Raw genomic sequence first — 16,746 nt, 5'->3', positions numbered from 1 at the left:
CTGGGTTCCCCTGGGTCCTGTCTCACCATACGCACCATCGGTCCACACGTACTCGACAAGCGCGTGAGCAAAGGGCTCCGAGGGTCCCGAGCGGAGCGGACGGGCGCCGGGACGGGGTGGATCCCCCCGTGTCGGCCGGATCCACACCTTCGCGTGAGGGCCGGGGCCGGGTGAGCCCGTCCCGCTTCCCTTGGGTCGGCGGCGGCCCCCGGCGCGCCGCAACGCCGGTCACCGGCTCGGGGGCCGGCTGTCAGTGGGGTACGGCATCATCGTGCCCGTGACCCGACGCCTGATGCTCCTCGACACCGCTTCCCTGTACTTCCGTGCCTACTACGGCGTCCCGGACTCGGTCCGGGCCCCCGACGGCACGCCGGTCAACGCGGTACGAGGCTTCCTCGACTTCGTCGCCCGGCTGGTCCAGGACCACCGGCCCGACGATCTGGTCGCCTGCTGGGACAACGACTGGCGCCCCCAGTGGCGCGTCGACCTCATCCCGTCGTACAAGGCGCACCGCGTCGCGCAGGAGCACGACCTCGGGCCGGACGAGGAAGAGGTCCCCGACACCCTCACTCCGCAGGTCCCGGTCATCGAGGCGGCGCTGGCGGCCTTCGGTATCGCCCGCGTCGGCGCCGACGGGTACGAGGCGGACGACATCATCGGCACGCTCACCGACCGGGCGCCCGGCCCAGTGGACATCGTCACCGGCGACCGCGACCTGTTCCAGCTGGTCGACGACGCTCGCGAGCGGCGCGTGCTGTACCCGCTCAAGGGAGTCGGGACCCTACAGGTCACGGACGAGGCGTGGCTGCGCGAGCGGTACGGGGTGAACGGGCCGGGCTACGTCGACCTGGCGCTGCTCCGCGGCGACCCCAGCGACGGACTGCCCGGCGTGCCCGGCATCGGCGAGAAGACCGCGGCGAAGCTGCTCGACACGTACGGCGACCTGGACGGGATCATGGCCGCCGTCGGCGACCGCACCTCGAAACTGACACCCGCGCAGCGGCGGCGACTGGACGAGGCGCGGGCCTATCTCGCCGTCGCGCCGAAGGTGGTACGAGTCGCCACGGACGTCGCGCTGCCCGACTTCGAAGCGGCGCTGCCCGCCGCCCCGCGCGATCCGGCAGCCGTCGGGGAGCTGGCGGAGCGGTGGGGGCTGGGCGGCGCGGTGGTGCGGCTGCTGAACGCACTGAAGCGCTGAGGCGGCGGACCACCCGGGCCACGGAACGAAGATGTTAACTTAGGTAAGCCTAAGCGACCACCTTCGTCCGTACGTCCAGGGGAGCAGCACCGTGGCAGACCGAGCGGAACGACCGGCCCGCACGTCACCGAAGATCCATGAGGCCGAGGTGGTGCGCACGGAGCGGCTCACCCCCCACATGGTGCGGGTGGTGCTCGGCGGCGAGGGGCTGGCCGCGTTCGAACTCGGCGGATACACCGACCACTACGTCAAGCTGGTCTTTCCCGCCGAGGGCGTCAGCTACCCGGAGCCGTTCGACATGGACCGGATCCGCGAGGAACTACCGCGGGACCAGTGGCCCGCGAACCGTACCTACACGGTGCGGAGCTGGGACGCCGCCACCCGGGAGCTGACGATCGACTTCGTCGTCCACGGTGACGAGGGCCTGGCCGGGCCGTGGGCGGACCGGGCCCGCGTCGGCGACAGGATGCGTCTCCTCGGCCCCGGAGGCGGCTACGCCCCCGCCCCGGAGGCGGACTGGCACCTGCTCGCCGGCGACGGGAGCGCGCTGCCGGCGATCGCGGCGGCGATGGAGCACATGCCGCCGGGCGCGGTCGTCCACGCCTTCGTGGAGATCGACGGCCCCGACGACGAGCAGAAGACCGCCACACCGGACGGTGCGGAGATCACCTGGCTCCACCGCGGAGACCGTCCGGTCGGCGAGGCCCTCGTAGAGGCGGTGGCGACGCTGGACTTCCCGGAGGGCAGGGTCTGCGCGTTCGTGCACGGCGAGGCGGCCTGCGTGAAGGAGCTCCGCCGCCTGCTGCGGGTGGAGCGCCAGATCCCGAAGGACCAGCTGTCGATCTCGGGCTACTGGCGCCTGGGCAAGACGGACGAGGCGTGGCGCGCGGTGAAGCGCGAGTGGAACGAGCAGGTGGAGCGGGAGCAGGAGGGCATGGCGTGACGCGTTGACGCGCGGGCGCGTGGCCGGCGGCCCGGCGGATGCGAGCCTGGCGGGGCGCTCCGGCGGGCACGGACGGGGCGGCAATACGGCGAGCCTACGGGGCACGGGCGGCCCACGGAGCGACGGGCGTGAACGGGGCGGCGGACACGGACCAGTGGGCACGGACCCGGCGGCAACGCGGCGAGCCTGGCGGCCACAGACGGCTCACGGAGCGACGGGCCGGCGGGCACGGGCGGGGCGGCGGGCCTGGCGGCAACGGGCCCGGCGGCAACACGGCGGGCCTGGCGGCCACAGACGACGGCACGTGCGGGCACTTGCGGCAAGTTGCCCCCCTCCCCGCCCCTCGCGAGTACCGGGGTCCGCCCGGGACCGGGCACCACGCTCGCCCGGTCCCGGGCCCCTCGCTCCGCCGGTGCGCCCGGGGCTCCGCGCCGCGTGTCCGGGCTCCGCCCCGGCTGCCGTGCCTCTGCCGCGCCCCGACTGCCGTACCCGTGCCGGGCTCCGCCCGTGCCCGGTATCGCGCTGCACGCGGTGACCTCGAACTCCCCCGGCTCGGCTGGAAATGCCGCCGGCGGGCCGGGTTCCGGCCCGCGAAAAGGCAGGACGCCGGCAGGGCGGCTCCAGCCCCGCCGGCGATTGAGGCGCGGGGCCCGGGGCCGGCCCCGGTTCCGGAAAGGGGCGGCGAGGGGAACGGCACAGCGCAGCGGCACCCCTACCCGCCCCGCCCCCCGCCGAACACCCGCGCCGACCCGTCCACCTGCGCCAGCCTCCGCAGCGCCGCCAGCATCGCGTCGCCGATCACCGTGCCGACGACCACACTCTCCACCAGGTCGTCCAGGCCGAACCGCCGGCCCACATGGGCCAGATCCGCCGCGGCGACCTGCTCCGCCGCGGCGGCGTAGTCGTCGAGGACCTCGGCGAACGCGCCGTGGCCCACCCGTTCCAGCGCCGCCAGCGCCTCCGCCAGTGCCTCCGCCGCCGGGTGGTCGTCCTCGACCGCCCAGCCGCGGCGCGCGATCAGCTCGCGGACCTTCTTCCGGGCGGGTCCCGACGACTCGTCGCCCGTCTCGTACCGCGGTACGAGAGGGTCCGTGGCCGCGCCCAGCACCTTGTGGACCGACCGGTCCGGATCGTCGACGGCGACGAGCACATCCCTGATCGTGGAGACGGACAGCCCGCCGACCTCCAGCAGCGCGCGGACGAGCCGCAGCCTGCGCTCGTGCACGTCGGAGTAGCTGGCCTGGTTGGGACTGGTCAGCTCCCCGGTCGGCAGCAGCCCTTCGCGTACGTAGTACTTGATCGTCGGTACCGGCACCCCGGTCCTGCGGCTCAATTCACCGATGCGCACCGCTTGTTCGTCCTTCCGCCCTTGCCATCCCGTACCCCCATCATAGATAGTGTCGCTATCGGATAGCAGTAAGTGCCACTATCCATAGTGCTTTCTCTGGGGGTATGCGTCATGTCTTCTTCCTCACCCGCACCCGTATCGGCCCCTCGCTGGACCTCCTGGCATCGGCCGCTCATGGTGTTCGCCGCCTCGATGGCGGTGCTCACCGTGATCACGGCGGTGGGTCTGGCCGTGGACGACCGGACCGTCGCCGGGTCGCCGGTCTGGTTCAAGCCCTTCAAGTTCTCGGTGTCGTTCGCTGCCTACGCGCTCTCGCTCGCGTGGATGCTGTCGCTTCTGCCGCGCCACCGTCGCACCGGCTGGTGGGCCGGCACGGTCGTGGCGGTGACCAGCGGGATCGAGATGCTGCTGATCACCGGTCAGGCGGCGCGCGGCAGGCGCAGCCACTTCAACAACGAGACCCCCTTCGACAAGGCGCTGTTCGACACGATGGCGGTGACCGTCGTGGCCCTGTGGGCCGGTGCGCTGGTCATCGCGGTCCTGTTGTTCCGCACCCACCAGGCCGACCGCGCCCTGGCCTGGTCTCTCAGGGTCGGCTCGGCCCTCTCCTTGATGGGAGCCGCGATCGGGTTCCAGATGGCGCGGCCGACGCCGGCGCAGCGCGCCGAGGCACGGACGGGCTCGCCGGAGGTCCTCGGCGCGCACGGCGTCGGCGTGACGGACGGCAGCGGCCCGTCGATGGCGCTGACGGGGTGGGAGTCGGCCGGCGGGGATCTGCGAGTGCCGCATTTCGTCGGCCTGCACGCGCTGCAGATCCTCCCGTTCGCGCTCCTGGCCCTGCTGATGCTGGCCCCGCGCTTCGCCCGGCTGCGGGACGAACGCGTCCGGCTGCGACTCGTCCTCGTCGCCTCGGGGGCGTACAGCGCGTTGTTCGCCCTCGTCACCTGGCAGGCGCTGCGCGGTCAGGCGCTTCTCTCCCCGGACGGGGCGACGCTCGGCGCCGCCGCCGCGATCCTGCTCGCCGCGGCGGCGGGCACCTGGGCGGCGCTGCGCGGGGCGTCCCCGCCGGCGGGCGGTACGGAACGCAGGGACAGGCCCGCCGCCACCGACACGGACGCAGGCCCCGGCCCCGGCCCAGGCCCCGGCTCAGACGCAGGCGTCAGCGCAGGCGCAGACGTAAGCGCAGGCGCGGGCGCAGGCAAGGAGTTCGCGGCATGACCGGCTTCCTCTTCGAACTGTCCTTCCTGCTTGCCGCCCCGGTGTGGCTGCTGCTGATCTTCGCGCCCCGGTGGCGCCTCACCGAGCGCGTCGCCGCCTCACCGCTGACGGTCGTCCCGGTACTGCTGGTGTACGTGACACTGGCCGTGCCGGTCGCACCCGAGCTGTGGTCCGCGGTCAGCAGCCCCGACATCGACGTGTTCCGCGAGCTCACCGCCCGCGCGAACGGCGCGGGCGCCGTCTGGGCGCAGGTCATCGCCTGGGACCTGCTGGTCGGCCAGTGGATGTACCACGAGGCGCGTCGGCTGGGCGTCCATCCCGCGGTGATGGGCCCACTGTTGGTGCTGACGATCCTGCTGTCGCCGATCGGCCTGCTCTTCTTCCTGGTGCTGCGCGCCGTCCGTTCGGCGGCGCTTCGCGAAGGCGCCGGGCGCGAGGACCTCGCTCGGACGTGGGACCGTTCGCCGACGGCCAAGTGACTGCGGCACCATAGGGTGACGGCATGCCAGGCTCTCCCTGCTCCCCCGCCGTCACGGCCCACGCGGTCGGCGCGGTCGTCGGCTCGGCCGTGGGGGACGCGCTGGGCGCACCCTTCGAGTTCGGTGAACCGGGCGTGTTCCGGGCCCGGTTCGGCGGGCTGGGCGGCGAGATGTGCGGCGGAGGCGGCTGGGATCCGGGCGAAGCGACGGACGACACGCAGATGGCCGTACTGGTCGGCGAGTCGCTCCTTGCGCACGGCGGGCTGGAACCGGCGGACGTCTTCCGCAGGTTCCAGCGCTGGGCGGCGAGCGACCCCAAGGACATCGGCCTCCAGACGGAGCAGGTGCTCGGCAGCGGCGACCCCTGGGACACCGCCGCGGCGCTGCACTTCGCCATGACGGGCCGGGCGGCCGGGAACGGCTCGCTGATGCGGGCGGCCACCTCCGCGGTGTACTACGCGGGGGCCGGCCGCTCGGCGACGATGGCCGCCGCCCGCCGCATCGCCGCACTCACGCACGGCGACCGGGCAGCCTGGGAGGGCACGGCGGTGCTCCACGAGTTGATCCGTGTCGCCCTGGACGGCGGGGATCCACTCGCCGCCGTCCCGGAGACACTCGGCCATGTCGACACACACCACCGGTCCCGCTGGGCCACGGTCCTGGCTCCCGACTGGCAGCCCGGGGACGCGACCGAGTTCAACGGCGCCGTGTGGCCCTGCCTCGGGTCCGCGCTCTGGGCACTGCGAACGACGTCCTCGTTCGAAAAGTCCCTCGCGGCGGCGATCGACCTCGGGGGCGACACCGACACGGTGGCCGCGGTGACGGGCGCGCTCGCAGGCGCAATGTACGGGATCGACGCGGTGCCGAAGCGGTGGACGGAACCCTTGCACGTACCCCTGCCGGGGTCCGGCGACCGGGCGCTGCGCCTCCCGGAGCTCACCGACCTGGCCGTCGCTCTCCGCCGTGGACAGTGCATCCGCCCCGGCGGATGATGGACACCAAACGGGAAATATACGGACGAAAGGTGCGGATCGCCATGTCCGAACACCCAGACTGCGCCCTGGTCCGCCGGGGCTACACGGCATTCGTCGCCGGCGACATGGACACTCTCGGTGAGCTGATCGCCTCCGACGCCGTCTACCACGTCCCGGGCAACCACATCGTCTCCGGGCACCACAAGGGCCGGGAAGCGATCATGGGCATGTTCCGCCGCCTCGGCGAGGAGACCGCCGGCACGATGCAGATCCAGGTCGAGGCCGTACTCGCCGACGGTCGCGGGCACGTCATGTCGTTCCACACCGCGCGGGCGGACCGGGGTGACCGCGGGATCGAGCTACGCGAAGGTCTGTTCTTCACCATCGTGGGCGGAAAGGTCACCGACATCGACCAGTGCGTCGAGGACATCGACGAGATGAACGCCTTCTGGAAGTGACGGCACTGGAAGTGACGGCCCGCGCCGACGAGTGAGACGTCCTCCGGCAGCAGGACGGGCCCCGGCCGCACAAGCCGTGGCCCGTCCTGCTGCCGTGAACGTGAACGCCCACGCGAACGTGAACGCCCACGCGAACGCTCACGTCAGCCGACCGAGCTGTACGCCACCACACCGCGCAGAAGCGCGTCGACGGCCTTGCGGGCGTTCTTCGCGACGGTGCTGTTCTCCCGGGGCGCGGCCGCGGCGATCTGGCCGAGCACGTCGATGACCTGCTTGCACCAGCGCACGAAGTCACCCGCGGGCATCCCCGCCTCGCGCAGCACCGCGTCGAGGCCCTTGTCGGAGGCCCATTCGTACGCGGCCCAGGCGAAACCGAGGTCCGGCTCGCGCTGCCCCACGCCCTCCGCCTGGTTGATCCTGAACTCCTCCTCCAAGGCGTCCAGCCGGCCCCAGATGCGGACCATCTCGCCCAGCGCGGCCTTCGCCTTCCCGGCCGGCACCTTCGGCGGCAGCGCGTCGTCCGACTGGCGTGCCTCGTACACCAACGCCGAGACGCACGCGGCCAGTTCCGCCGGGCTCAGCCCCTCCCAGACCCCCTCGCGCAGGCATTCGCCGGCCAGCAGGTCCAGTTCGCCGTACAACCGGGCGAGGCGCTTGCCGTCCTCGGTGACCTCGTCGCCACGGAGGTAGTCCATCTCCGTCAGCAGGGCGACGATCCGGTCGAAGGTCCGCGCGATGGTGTTCGTACGGCCCTCGATACGACGCTCCAACTGGCGGGTGTCACGCTGGAGCCGGTGGTGGCGCTCCGCCCAGCGGGCGTGGTCCTCGCGCTCGTCGCAGCCGTGGCAGGGGTGGGCGCGCAGTGCGGCGCGGAGCCCGCTGATCTCACGGTCGTCCGCCGCCGGGGACCGGCCCTTGCGGTGCCGCTCGGGCGCGATGTGCCCCGCCTTCGTGCGCAGCGCCGACGCCAGGTCCCGACGCGACTGCGGGGAGCGGGGGTTGAAGGACTTCGGGACACGCATCCGCTCCAGCGCCTCGACGGGCACCGGGAAGTCGATCGACGCCAGCCGTTTGACCTGACGCTCCGCCGTGAGCACCAGCGGGCGCGGCCCGTCGTGGTATTCGAAGCCGCGGTGGCCGCCCGTCCGCCCGGCGGGCAGTCCCGGGTCGAGGACCAGCGCCAGGCCGGCGAACTTGCCCGTCGGCACATGGATCACGTCGCCCGGCTTGAGCCGCTCCAGCGACGTGGCGGCCTCCGCCCGGCGCTGCGCGGCGCCCTGCTTGGCGAGCTCGGTCTCGCGGTCCTTGAGGTCGCGGCGCAGCCTGGCGTACTCCTCGAAGTCGCCGAGGTGGCAGGTCATTCCCTCGCGGTAGCCCTGCAGGCCCTCCTCGTTGCGCTGCACCTGGCGGGAGATGCCCACGACCGACTTGTCGGCCTGGAACTGGGCGAACGACGTCTCCAGCAGCTCGCGCGAGCGGTGCCGCCCGAACTGCTGCACCAGATTGACCGCCATGTTGTAGGACGGCTTGAAACTGGAGCGCAGCGGGTACGTACGCGTCCCCGCGAGTCCGGCGAGCGCGCCCGGGTCCATGGCCCGCTGCCACAGGACCACCGCGTGGCCCTCGACGTCGATGCCGCGGCGTCCGGCACGGCCCGTCAACTGGGTGTACTCGCCAGGGGTGATGTCGGCGTGCTGCTCGCCGTTCCACTTGACGAGCTTCTCCAGCACCACGGAACGGGCCGGCATGTTGATGCCGAGCGCCAGCGTCTCCGTCGCGAACACGGCCTTCACCAGGCCGCGTACGAACAGTTCCTCGACGACCTCCTTGAAGGTCGGCAGCATCCCGGCGTGGTGCGCGGCGATACCCCGCTCCAGACCCTCCAACCATTCGTAGTAGCCGAGGACATGGAGGTCCTCGCCGGGGATGGAGGAGGTCCGCTCCTCGACGATCTCGCGCACCTTCGCGCGGGCGTCCTCGTCGTTGAGCCGCAGGCCCGCGTAGAGGCACTGCTGTACGGCGGCCTCGCAGCCCGCGCGGCTGAAGATGAACGTGATGGCCGGCAGCAGCCCTTCGGCGTCCAGCCGGTCGATGACCTCGGGCCGGCCCGGGGTCCAGATACGGCCGCGCTGCCGCCGCTCGCGCTCCCGGTCCGCCTCGCGCACCATCTTGCCGCGGCGGCGGTCGCGCGGGTTGTACGTACGGCTGTTCTCCATCCGGGCGAGCCGCACGAGATCGGGGTTGACCTCGCGGCGGGCGACGCCGCGGCCGCCGTGGTCGCTCTCCTCCTCGAAGAGGTCGTACATCCGCCGCCCGGCCATGACGTGCTGCCACAGCGGAACGGGGCGGTGTTCGGAGACGATGACCTCGGTGTCACCGCGGACGGTGTCGAGCCAGTCGCCGAACTCCTCCGCGTTCGACACGGTCGCCGAGAGTGACACCAAGGTCACCGACTCGGGGAGGTGGATGATCACTTCCTCCCACACGGCGCCGCGGAAGCGGTCGGAGAGGTAGTGCACCTCGTCCATGACGACATGGCCGAGGCCCGTCAGCGACTGGGAGCCCGCGTACAGCATGTTGCGCAGCACCTCGGTCGTCATGACGACCACCGGCGCCCCGGCGTTGACGCTGTTGTCACCGGTCAGCAGGCCGACCTTGGCGGCGCCGTACCGCTTGACCAGGTCGGTGTACTTCTGGTTCGACAGCGCCTTGATCGGCGTGGTGTAGAAGCACTTGCGGCCCTGCTCGAGGGCGAGATGGACGGCGAACTCGCCGACAATGGTCTTGCCCGAGCCGGTGGGCGCGGCGACGAGCACACCTTTGCCCGCCTCCAGGGCCTGGCATGCCTCGATCTGGAAGGGATCGAGATCGAAGTCGTACATCGCGCGGAAGGGGGCCAGCGCTGTGGCTTCCTCGACGGCGCGGACGCGGGCGGCGGCATAGCGCTCTGCGGGAGAGAGATCCTCGGTCATCTTGTTCACGAGCCTACCCGCCGCCTCTGACAGTGAGCCGATCTTTAATCGGATGAGAACACCTACCGGAGTACCCGCCGGGCGGGCACCGATACATGCTCAAGCGGGGCCCGCCGCTACATGCGCAAGCGGGGCCCGCCGCCGTGGCGTGCCCCGCTTTCCGTCCGTCGGCCGTGCCTCAGGTGATGTCGTCGTAGCTGCCCCGCCGGTGCGTGCGGCCGCCGTCGGCCTCGCCGGTGGCCTGCTCGGGCAGGGCCGCGGCCGCGGTGGCGACCGGTTCCACCTCGCCGAGGGCAGAGGGGGCGAGGTCGAGATCGGACGCCTCGTCGTCGCTCAGCCCGGGACCCTCGGCACGCCGTCTGCGGCGGTCGTTGAGCAGGGAGAAACCGACCGCGCCGAAGTACAGGGCGGTCATGGGCACCGCGAGGGCGATCATCGACAGCGGATCGGTGGGCGTCACCATGGCCGCGAACACGGCGATCGCCATCACCATGCCCCGCCACCAGCCGAGCATCCTTTCGCCGCTGATCACACCACTGACGTTGAGCAGAGCGAGCATGAGCGGCAACTGGAAGGCCAGTCCGAAGGCGAGCACCAGCTTGATCGACATGCCGATCATGTCGTCGACCGTGATGTAGTTGATCGAGCCCTCGACGCTGAACCCGATCAGAACCGGAACGGCGAGCGGCAGGATCCAGTAGGCGAGGTAGGCACCGAGCAGGAACAGCGGAGTGCCGACCGCCACGATGGAGACGGCGTACTTCTTCTCGTTCTTGTGCAGGCCGGGGGCCACGAAGGCCCAGACCTGGTACAGCCACACCGGCGCCGCGCCCACGAGCGCGGCCATCACGGCCACCTTGACGTAGGTGGTGAACGGCGACGTGATGCCGATCTGGGAGAGCACGGCGCATTTCCCGGCCTGGGCAGCCGGGTCCTGGTCACTCGTGCACCGCGGCACCGGCGCGCTCAGGAACTCGGCGATGTCCTTCGCGAAGAACAGCGCCACGATCATCAGCGGCACGACGGCCAGCAGAGCCTTGAGCAGTCGGTTGCGCAGTTCGCGCAGATGCTCGACCAGGGGCATGCGGCCCTCAGGATCCCTGGCCTTCTTTTGGGCAGACTTGAGCAACCCAGGTCCTCATCTCGGGGAGCAGCCGGCCACCAGGACGACCACCCGGTGCCTGCGGTGATCCGGTGGGGCGTCAGCCCTGGGAGGTGTGCTTCGTCTCGTCGACGGGACGGGCCGTGGAGACGTCACCGGGAGCGGCCTGGATGGTCTTGGGCGCGCTCTGTGCCGTGCTCCCGGAGTCGTTCTGGGTGTCGTCCGTCGCAGAGCCGTCCTTCTTCATCGCGGCGGCCTCGCTCTTGAGGATGCGGGCGGACTTGCCCAGCGAGCGTGCCATTTCGGGGAGCTTCTTGGCCCCGAAGAGGAGCACGACGAGCCCCACGATGATGGCCAGTTGCCAGACACCTACCTGACCCATGATTGCCTACCTTCTGACCGAGGTCACATGATTAGCGGACGCTATGGAGCAGGACTGCGTGAAGGCCCGCACGAGAAGTCATCGTAACCCTGGTGAGTGAACGCATAGCAATGCCCGCGTATCTTCCGTCCGTCCGGCCAGGCCCCGCCCGGCCGGTCAGCGCAGTGTCTCGCCGGAGCGGGCGAGGCCGGTGGCGGCGCGTTCCAGGTCCTCGGCGGCCCGGTTGACGCGTTCCGCGGTGCGGGCCACCTCACGGCCCAGGCGCTGTGCCTCGATGAAGACCTTGATACCGAGGACCCCGAGGACCGCGATCCCCAGGAAGCCGAGTGCGATGGCGAGCATGGGCCAGAACATGCGCAGAGCCTAGACCGTTCCCGTAGCGGTTCTCGAACAGGACGTCACACGGTGGAGTGCAGGCGCAGGGTCCGCACCCCACCGTCCGTGAGCAGTTCCACAATGCGTTCACCGGCCGGCTTGCGGACCGAGGAACCGCACTCCGGGCAGGTGAAGGAGTAGAACGTGGTGCGGCGGCTGCCGCCGATGGCGAGGCGAAGTGCCCCCGCGGACAGCTCGAAGCGGGCCCGGCAGTCGGGGCAGGCGGCCTTGAAGAGCACCGGCCCGACGCGGGCGGGGACCGGCGACATCGCGGGGGTCCACGGTGTCACGGTCATGATGCGCCGACTCCCTGCGGCTCGGGTTCCTGCCGTTCGTGGCACTCGTACGCGGCCAGGGCGTCACGCGCCGCCGTGCGGGCGCTGTCCGCGAGGTCCTGCGGCGACACGATCCGTCCGTCCCCGCCGAGCCGCAGCGCGAGCCTGCGCAGCGACGCGGGCGAGGGCGTACGCAGCGTGATGCGCAGACCACCGTCGGGCAGCTCCTCCGCCCGGTCGTGCGGGTAGTACTCGGCGACCCAGCGCCCGCCGGGGGCAACCTCGACGACGACCTCCGGGTCGTCGGCGGACGGCTGCACCAAGCCCTCGGAGAGGTCCCGCAGTTCGATCTCGGGCGGTGCGGCCGGTGCGTCGAGCAGCCGGATCTCCGCGACCCGGTCGAGCCGGAAGGTGCGGCGCGCCTCGGAGAGGCGGCACCATGCCTCCATGTACGTATGGCCGACGGCGAAGAGCCGGATCGGGTCCACCTCGCGCTCGGTGAGCTCGTCGCGGGCGGGCGAGTAGTAGCGCAGCCAGAGCCGCCGGCGCTCCGAGATCGCCCGGTCGACGTCGGCGAACACCCCGCCCTCCGACTCGAAGGTCACCGAGAGCCGGGAGCTGGCGCCCGCCGCCTCACCGGCCGCGCCCTCGACCTTCGCGGTGGCCCGCAGCAGCGCCTCGCGGTCGCCCTCCCGAAGCCCGGGGAGCGTCGCCACGGCACGGGCCGCGACGAGCAGGGCGGTCGCCTCGTCGGCGGCCAGCCGCAGCGGCTCCGCGGTGGACTCCCCGGACGCGTCCGGGTTGCGCCACCAGATCCGCTCGCCGTCGGTGTCGATGTCCAGCAGATCGCCGCCGCGGAAGCTGGTCCCGCACATGGGCAGCACGTCGAGGTCGGAGATCAGCTCGTCCTCGGTGATGCCGAAGGCGCGGGCGACGTCCGCGATGTGCGCGCCGGGGCGCTCCCGCAGATACGTCACCAGCGACAGCATCCGCCGCGTCTGGTCGATGGCATTGGCCGCCATGGTCCGCGACTCCCCCTCAGCCCTTGGCCACGGCACGCAGCCGGTCGACCACGTCCGCCCGCAGGTCCGCGGGCTCCTGCACGACGACGTCCGGCCCGAACTCGACGAGCCAGGCGTCCAGACCGTGTCCGTACGGAATCTCCAACTCGTCCCACCCGTCGCCGAGTTCCCGTACGGCGGTGGCCCGGGAACGCAGCGGATAGCCGCAGCCGGTCCTGAGCCGGATCAGCGCCGAGCGGGTCGCCGTCTCCCCGGCCCAGCTCTCGACGGTCTCCCGGACGGTGACGACGTCGGGCACGGGCACGGTGAACGCCCCCGAGCGGGAGGACCGGACCTTGCCGGCGATACGGGAGAGGCGGAAGACGCGCTCGGCGCCCCGGCCGCGGTCGAAACCGGCCAGATACCAGTGTCCGCGCCAGCATTCGAGCGTCCACGGTTCGACGTGGCGCTGCTCGGGGCGGGCCGAGTTGGCCTTGCGGTAGTCGAAGAGGACCGGCCGCCGGTCACGGCAGGCGAGCATCAGCGGCTCGAAGGCCGCCTCGTGCACGGGGATGCGCGGTTCGAGGGCGCTGTGGTGGAGTTCGTACGCGTCCTCGGTCTCCGGCATTCCGGCGGCCCGGAGCTTCTGCAGGGCGCCGCTGGCGGCCCCCGCCAGCCTCGCCTGCTGCCACACCTTGGCGGCCAGGCCCAGCGCGGCGGCCTCCTCGGCGTCCAGGGTGATGGGCGGCAGCCGGTTGCTGTCCCGGCGCGCCAGATAGCCGACGTCCCCGTCGAGGTTCTCCACCGTCTCGATCACCAGGCCGAGTTCGCGCAGATCATCCTTGTCGCGCTCGAACATCCGGTTGAAGGAGTCGTCGGAGCCCGCCTCCAGGTATGCCTCGATGGACCCGCGCAGCTCGCGCTTGCTGAGCGGGCGCCTCGTCCCGAGCAGGCACAGCGCCAGATTCATCAGCCGCTCGGCCTTGGCAATGGCCATCGACGCCCTTCACCTCTTTTATGAAGTTCCTTATGCCTGTCGACCGTACCGCCCCGGGGTGTCCGGACAAAAGCGAGGGCCCGTGCCCTGGGGCACGGGCCCTCGCGCCGTCACCGGCGGTCGGTCTCAGACTCCGACCAGGTCGCAGACGAAGATCAGCGTCTCACCGGGGGCGATACGGCCGCCGCCGGCGCCGCGGTCCCCGTAAGCGAGGTGCGGGGGGATGGTCAGCTGGCGGCGCCCGCCGACCTTCATGCCCTGCACGCCCTGGTCCCAGCCGGAGATGACCTGGCCGGCGCCCAGCTGGAACTGCAGCGGCGTGCCGCGGTTCCAGGAGGCGTCGAACTCCTCGCCGGTGGAGAAGGCAACGCCCACGTAGTGGACCGAGACGGCGTCACCCGCCTTCGCCACCGGGCCGTCGCCCTCCCAGATGTCCTTGATCTCCAGGTCGGCCGGCGGTTCGCCGCCCGGGAAGTCGATCTCGGGCTTCTCGATGCTCACGGATGCTGCTCCTTGCGTTCTCTCAGCGATCAACCGGGACAGTCTTGCAGAATGTCCCGGCCCGCCTACTGAACGGCCAGGATGTCGACCGTGAAGACCAGGGTGGACTTGGCCGGGATGCCCTGCTGCTCCTGGTCTCCGTAGCCCATGTCCGGCGGGACGACGAGCAGCACGCGGCTGCCGACCTTCTTGCCCTCGAGGCCCTTCTGCCAGCCCGGGATGACCTGCGCGAGCGGGAAGCTCACCGGCGCGTTGCCCCTGGCGTAGCTGCTGTCGAACTCCTTGCCGTCCTTCCACAGGACGCCCTGGTACTTCACGGACAGCGTGTCCGTGGCCTTGACCGCGGGCCCCTTGCCCTCGATCACGTAGTTCGACACGAGCTTCGCCGGCGCATCCTTCTCCGGCACGGTGAGCGACGGCTTCTCGCCGTCCGTGTTCGTGCCGACCCTGGGCAGGTCGATGTTGTCCTGGGCGACCTCGCTGCCCTCGGCGGAGACCGGGAGCGTGGTGCCCTTGACGATGTCCATGACGAACACCAGCGTGGAATTGGCCGGGATGCTGCCCTGCTCCTGCGGGCCGTAACCCAGATCCGGCGGGATCGACACCTCGAGGCGGCTGCCGACCTTCTGACCGTCGAGCGCCTGCTGCCATCCCTCGATGACACCGCCTCCGCCGAGCGTCACGGTGAACGGCTCGCCGCGGTCGAAGCTGTTGTCGAACGGCTCCTCGCCGTCCCACACCTGGCCCAGGTAGTCGACCTGGGCGACATCGCCCTTCTTGAGCGTCTGCCCCTTGCCCTCGCTGACGACGTTGACCTTCAGGTCCTCGGGGGGCTCGCCCTCACCCTTGGCGAGAGTCGGCTTCTCCCCGAACTTCGCGCCCTCGGTGATCGTGGGCAGCCCGTTCGTCATCGAGGTGGAAGCGGAATCGGAGCCCTTGTCGTCGCCGCACGCCGCTGTCGTCAACAGCAGCAGGGGTACGACGAGCAGGCCGGCAAGTCGGCGCACGTGGTCCTCAGATCTCTAACGGCTCGGTAGATGCGGGACACTCTAGGCCGTGCCGAGGGCCCCGCACGAGAAACGTACGGGGCCCGGGTGACGTTCCGACACACGTGCGACACGCCCGGAGACCGGCGGCCGGTGGTGGGATCGCAGCGGAATCACATACCGGCGATGAGCTTCTCCACCCTGTCGTCGACCGACCGGAAGGGGTCCTTGCACAGCACCGTGCGCTGTGCCTGGTCGTTGAGCTTGAGGTGCACCCAGTCGACGGTGAAGTCCCGCCGCTGCTCCTGCGCCCGCCGGATGAAGTCGCCTCGCAGCCGAGCCCTGGTGGTCTGCGGGGGCACCGACTTGCCCTCGAAGATCTTCAGGTCGTTGCAGATCCGGGCGGCCTGGCCCTTCTTCTCCAGCAGGTAGTACAGGCCGCGCCGGCGGTGGATGTCGTGGTAGGCGAGGTCTATCTGCGCGACCCTGGGGTGCGACATGGACATGTTGTGCTTGGCGCGATACCTCTCCAGCAGCTTGTACTTCATGACCCAGTCGATCTCGGTGCCGATCCGGTCGAGGTCCTCCTGCTCGATCGCGTCCAGCGTGCGGCCCCACAGCTCCAGGACCTGCTCGACCGTGCCGGTGCGGATGCCGCGCCGGTCGACGAAGTCGACCGCCTTCTCGTAGTACTCGCGCTGCACCTCCAGCGCGGACGCCTCCCGGCCACTGGCGAGGCGCACCTTGCGCTGGCCCGTGGTGTCGTGGCTGACCTCGCGGATGGCCCGGATCGGATTCTCCAGGGTGAGGTCGCGCATGACCGTGCCCGCCTCGATCATGCGCAGCACCAGGTCGGTCGCGCCGACCTTCAGCAGCATCGTCGTCTCCGACATGTTGGAGTCGCCGACGATGACATGGAGCCGGCGGTACCGCTCGGCGTCCGCGTGCGGTTCGTCACGGGTGTTGATGATGGGGCGCGAACGGGTCGTGGCGGAGCTGACGCCCTCCCAGATGTGCTCCGCGCGCTGGCTGACGCAGTAGACCGCTCCGCGGGGCGTCTGCAGCACCTTTCCCGCGCCGCAGATCAGCTGCCTGGTGACCAGGAACGGAATGAGGATGTCGGCCAGCCGCGAGAACTCGCCGTGCCGCGCGACGAGATAGTTCTCGTGGCAGCCGTAGGAGTTTCCCGCCGAGTCGGTGTTGTTCTTGAAGAGATAGACGTCGCCCGCGATTCCTTCCTCGTGCAGGCGGCGTTCGGCGTCGACGAGAAGGCCCTCGAGAATGCGCTCGCCGGCCTTGTCGTGCGTGACCAGCTCGGTCACATTGTCGCATTCGGGTGTTGCGTATTCCGGATGCGAACCCACGTCGAGGTACAGGCGGGCGCCGTTCCGCAGAAAGACATTGCTGCTGCGGCCCCATGACACGACACGGCGGAAGAGGTAGCGCGCCACTTCGTCAGGTGACAGTCGGCGCTGTCCCCTGAACGTGCACGTGACGCCGTACTCGTTCTCCAGCCCGAAAATGCGGCGGTCCATGT

17 protein-coding genes are annotated in these 16,746 nt (G+C 71.0%); 6 read left to right on the top strand and 11 right to left on the bottom strand.

The window, feature by feature from the left end:
• The first annotated feature begins 292 nt into the window (after window positions 1-292).
• Together AB0903_RS02120 and AB0903_RS02115 are read left to right on the top strand one after the other, a co-directional pair.
• Complete coding sequence (locus tag AB0903_RS02120) at window positions 293-1,198, top strand: 5'-3' exonuclease (protein WP_366698391.1); 906 nt, start codon at window positions 293-295, stop codon at window positions 1,196-1,198.
• Window positions 1,199-1,289: 91 nt separating this feature from the next.
• A complete protein-coding gene (locus AB0903_RS02115; protein WP_366698032.1) occupies window positions 1,290-2,141 on the top strand; it encodes a siderophore-interacting protein in 852 nt (283 codons plus the stop codon).
• A 712-nt stretch (window positions 2,142-2,853) separates the two neighbouring features.
• Here the strand turns inward: AB0903_RS02115 and AB0903_RS02110 are convergent.
• Window positions 2,854-3,489, bottom strand: coding sequence for a MerR family transcriptional regulator (locus tag AB0903_RS02110; protein ID WP_366698030.1), 636 nt, complete (start codon window positions 3,487-3,489; stop codon window positions 2,854-2,856).
• A gap of 174 nt (window positions 3,490-3,663) precedes the next feature.
• On the opposite strand from AB0903_RS02110, the gene AB0903_RS02105 reads away from it, so the two are divergent.
• The 4 genes from AB0903_RS02105 to AB0903_RS02090 are packed head-to-tail and all read left to right on the top strand — an operon-like array spanning window position 3,664 to window position 6,618.
• On the top strand, window positions 3,664-4,707 hold the full coding sequence (locus AB0903_RS02105; RefSeq protein WP_366698028.1) for a hypothetical protein: 1,044 nt from the start codon (window positions 3,664-3,666) through the stop codon (window positions 4,705-4,707).
• Window positions 4,704-5,186, top strand: coding sequence for an ABA4-like family protein (locus AB0903_RS02100; protein WP_366698026.1), 483 nt, complete (start codon window positions 4,704-4,706; stop codon window positions 5,184-5,186). The genes AB0903_RS02105 and AB0903_RS02100 overlap by 4 nt, the downstream gene beginning before the upstream one ends.
• A gap of 23 nt (window positions 5,187-5,209) precedes the next feature.
• Window positions 5,210-6,178: an ADP-ribosylglycohydrolase family protein gene (locus AB0903_RS02095; RefSeq protein ID WP_366698024.1), complete on the top strand. Its 969-nt coding sequence runs from the start codon at window positions 5,210-5,212 to the stop codon at window positions 6,176-6,178.
• Window positions 6,179-6,222: 44 nt separating this feature from the next.
• A complete protein-coding gene (locus tag AB0903_RS02090; protein ID WP_366698022.1) occupies window positions 6,223-6,618 on the top strand; it encodes a nuclear transport factor 2 family protein in 396 nt (131 codons plus the stop codon).
• A gap of 143 nt (window positions 6,619-6,761) precedes the next feature.
• On the opposite strand, the gene AB0903_RS02085 is transcribed toward AB0903_RS02090, so the two are convergent.
• From AB0903_RS02085 to pafA, 10 genes are all read right to left on the bottom strand, one after another.
• Window positions 6,762-9,590: a DEAD/DEAH box helicase gene (locus tag AB0903_RS02085; RefSeq protein ID WP_366698020.1), complete on the bottom strand. Its 2,829-nt coding sequence runs from the start codon at window positions 9,588-9,590 to the stop codon at window positions 6,762-6,764.
• A 178-nt stretch (window positions 9,591-9,768) separates the two neighbouring features.
• Window positions 9,769-10,719, bottom strand: a complete 951-nt coding sequence (gene tatC / locus AB0903_RS02080; RefSeq protein ID WP_366698018.1) for a twin-arginine translocase subunit TatC — start codon at window positions 10,717-10,719, stop codon at window positions 9,769-9,771.
• A 73-nt stretch (window positions 10,720-10,792) separates the two neighbouring features.
• A complete protein-coding gene (gene tatA, locus AB0903_RS02075; RefSeq protein ID WP_366698389.1) occupies window positions 10,793-11,077 on the bottom strand; it encodes a Sec-independent protein translocase subunit TatA in 285 nt (94 codons plus the stop codon).
• A gap of 153 nt (window positions 11,078-11,230) precedes the next feature.
• Window positions 11,231-11,428: a hypothetical protein gene (locus AB0903_RS02070; protein ID WP_366698016.1), complete on the bottom strand. Its 198-nt coding sequence runs from the start codon at window positions 11,426-11,428 to the stop codon at window positions 11,231-11,233.
• A gap of 44 nt (window positions 11,429-11,472) precedes the next feature.
• Window positions 11,473-11,745, bottom strand: a complete 273-nt coding sequence (locus tag AB0903_RS02065; RefSeq protein ID WP_366698014.1) for a hypothetical protein — start codon at window positions 11,743-11,745, stop codon at window positions 11,473-11,475.
• Entirely contained in the window at window positions 11,742-12,746 is a 1,005-nt protein-coding gene (locus AB0903_RS02060) for a WYL domain-containing protein (RefSeq protein ID WP_366698012.1), read from the bottom strand. The genes AB0903_RS02065 and AB0903_RS02060 overlap by 4 nt, the downstream gene beginning before the upstream one ends.
• Window positions 12,747-12,762: 16 nt before the next feature.
• Window positions 12,763-13,722 carry a WYL domain-containing protein gene (locus tag AB0903_RS02055; protein ID WP_366698011.1) on the bottom strand — a complete coding sequence of 320 codons (960 nt, stop codon included), beginning with the start codon at window positions 13,720-13,722 and terminating at the stop codon, window positions 12,763-12,765.
• Window positions 13,723-13,848: 126 nt separating this feature from the next.
• Complete coding sequence (locus AB0903_RS02050; RefSeq protein ID WP_366698009.1) at window positions 13,849-14,223, bottom strand: FKBP-type peptidyl-prolyl cis-trans isomerase; 375 nt, start codon at window positions 14,221-14,223, stop codon at window positions 13,849-13,851.
• Window positions 14,224-14,288: 65 nt separating this feature from the next.
• Window positions 14,289-15,230 (bottom strand): FKBP-type peptidyl-prolyl cis-trans isomerase, encoded by a 942-nt coding sequence (locus AB0903_RS02045; RefSeq protein ID WP_366698007.1) that lies wholly within the window; start codon window positions 15,228-15,230, stop codon window positions 14,289-14,291.
• Between the two features lie 152 nt (window positions 15,231-15,382).
• Window positions 15,383-16,744: a Pup--protein ligase gene (gene pafA / locus AB0903_RS02040; protein WP_366698005.1), complete on the bottom strand. Its 1,362-nt coding sequence runs from the start codon at window positions 16,742-16,744 to the stop codon at window positions 15,383-15,385.
• Window positions 16,745-16,746 lie beyond the last annotated feature (2 nt).

Source organism: Streptomyces sp. NPDC048389 (genome assembly GCF_040706335.1).
In the GTDB taxonomy this organism is placed as follows: domain Bacteria; phylum Actinomycetota; class Actinomycetes; order Streptomycetales; family Streptomycetaceae; genus Streptomyces.
The sequence above is the reverse complement of the archived record's forward strand: the minus strand, read 5'-3'. Positions and strand labels throughout refer to the sequence as shown.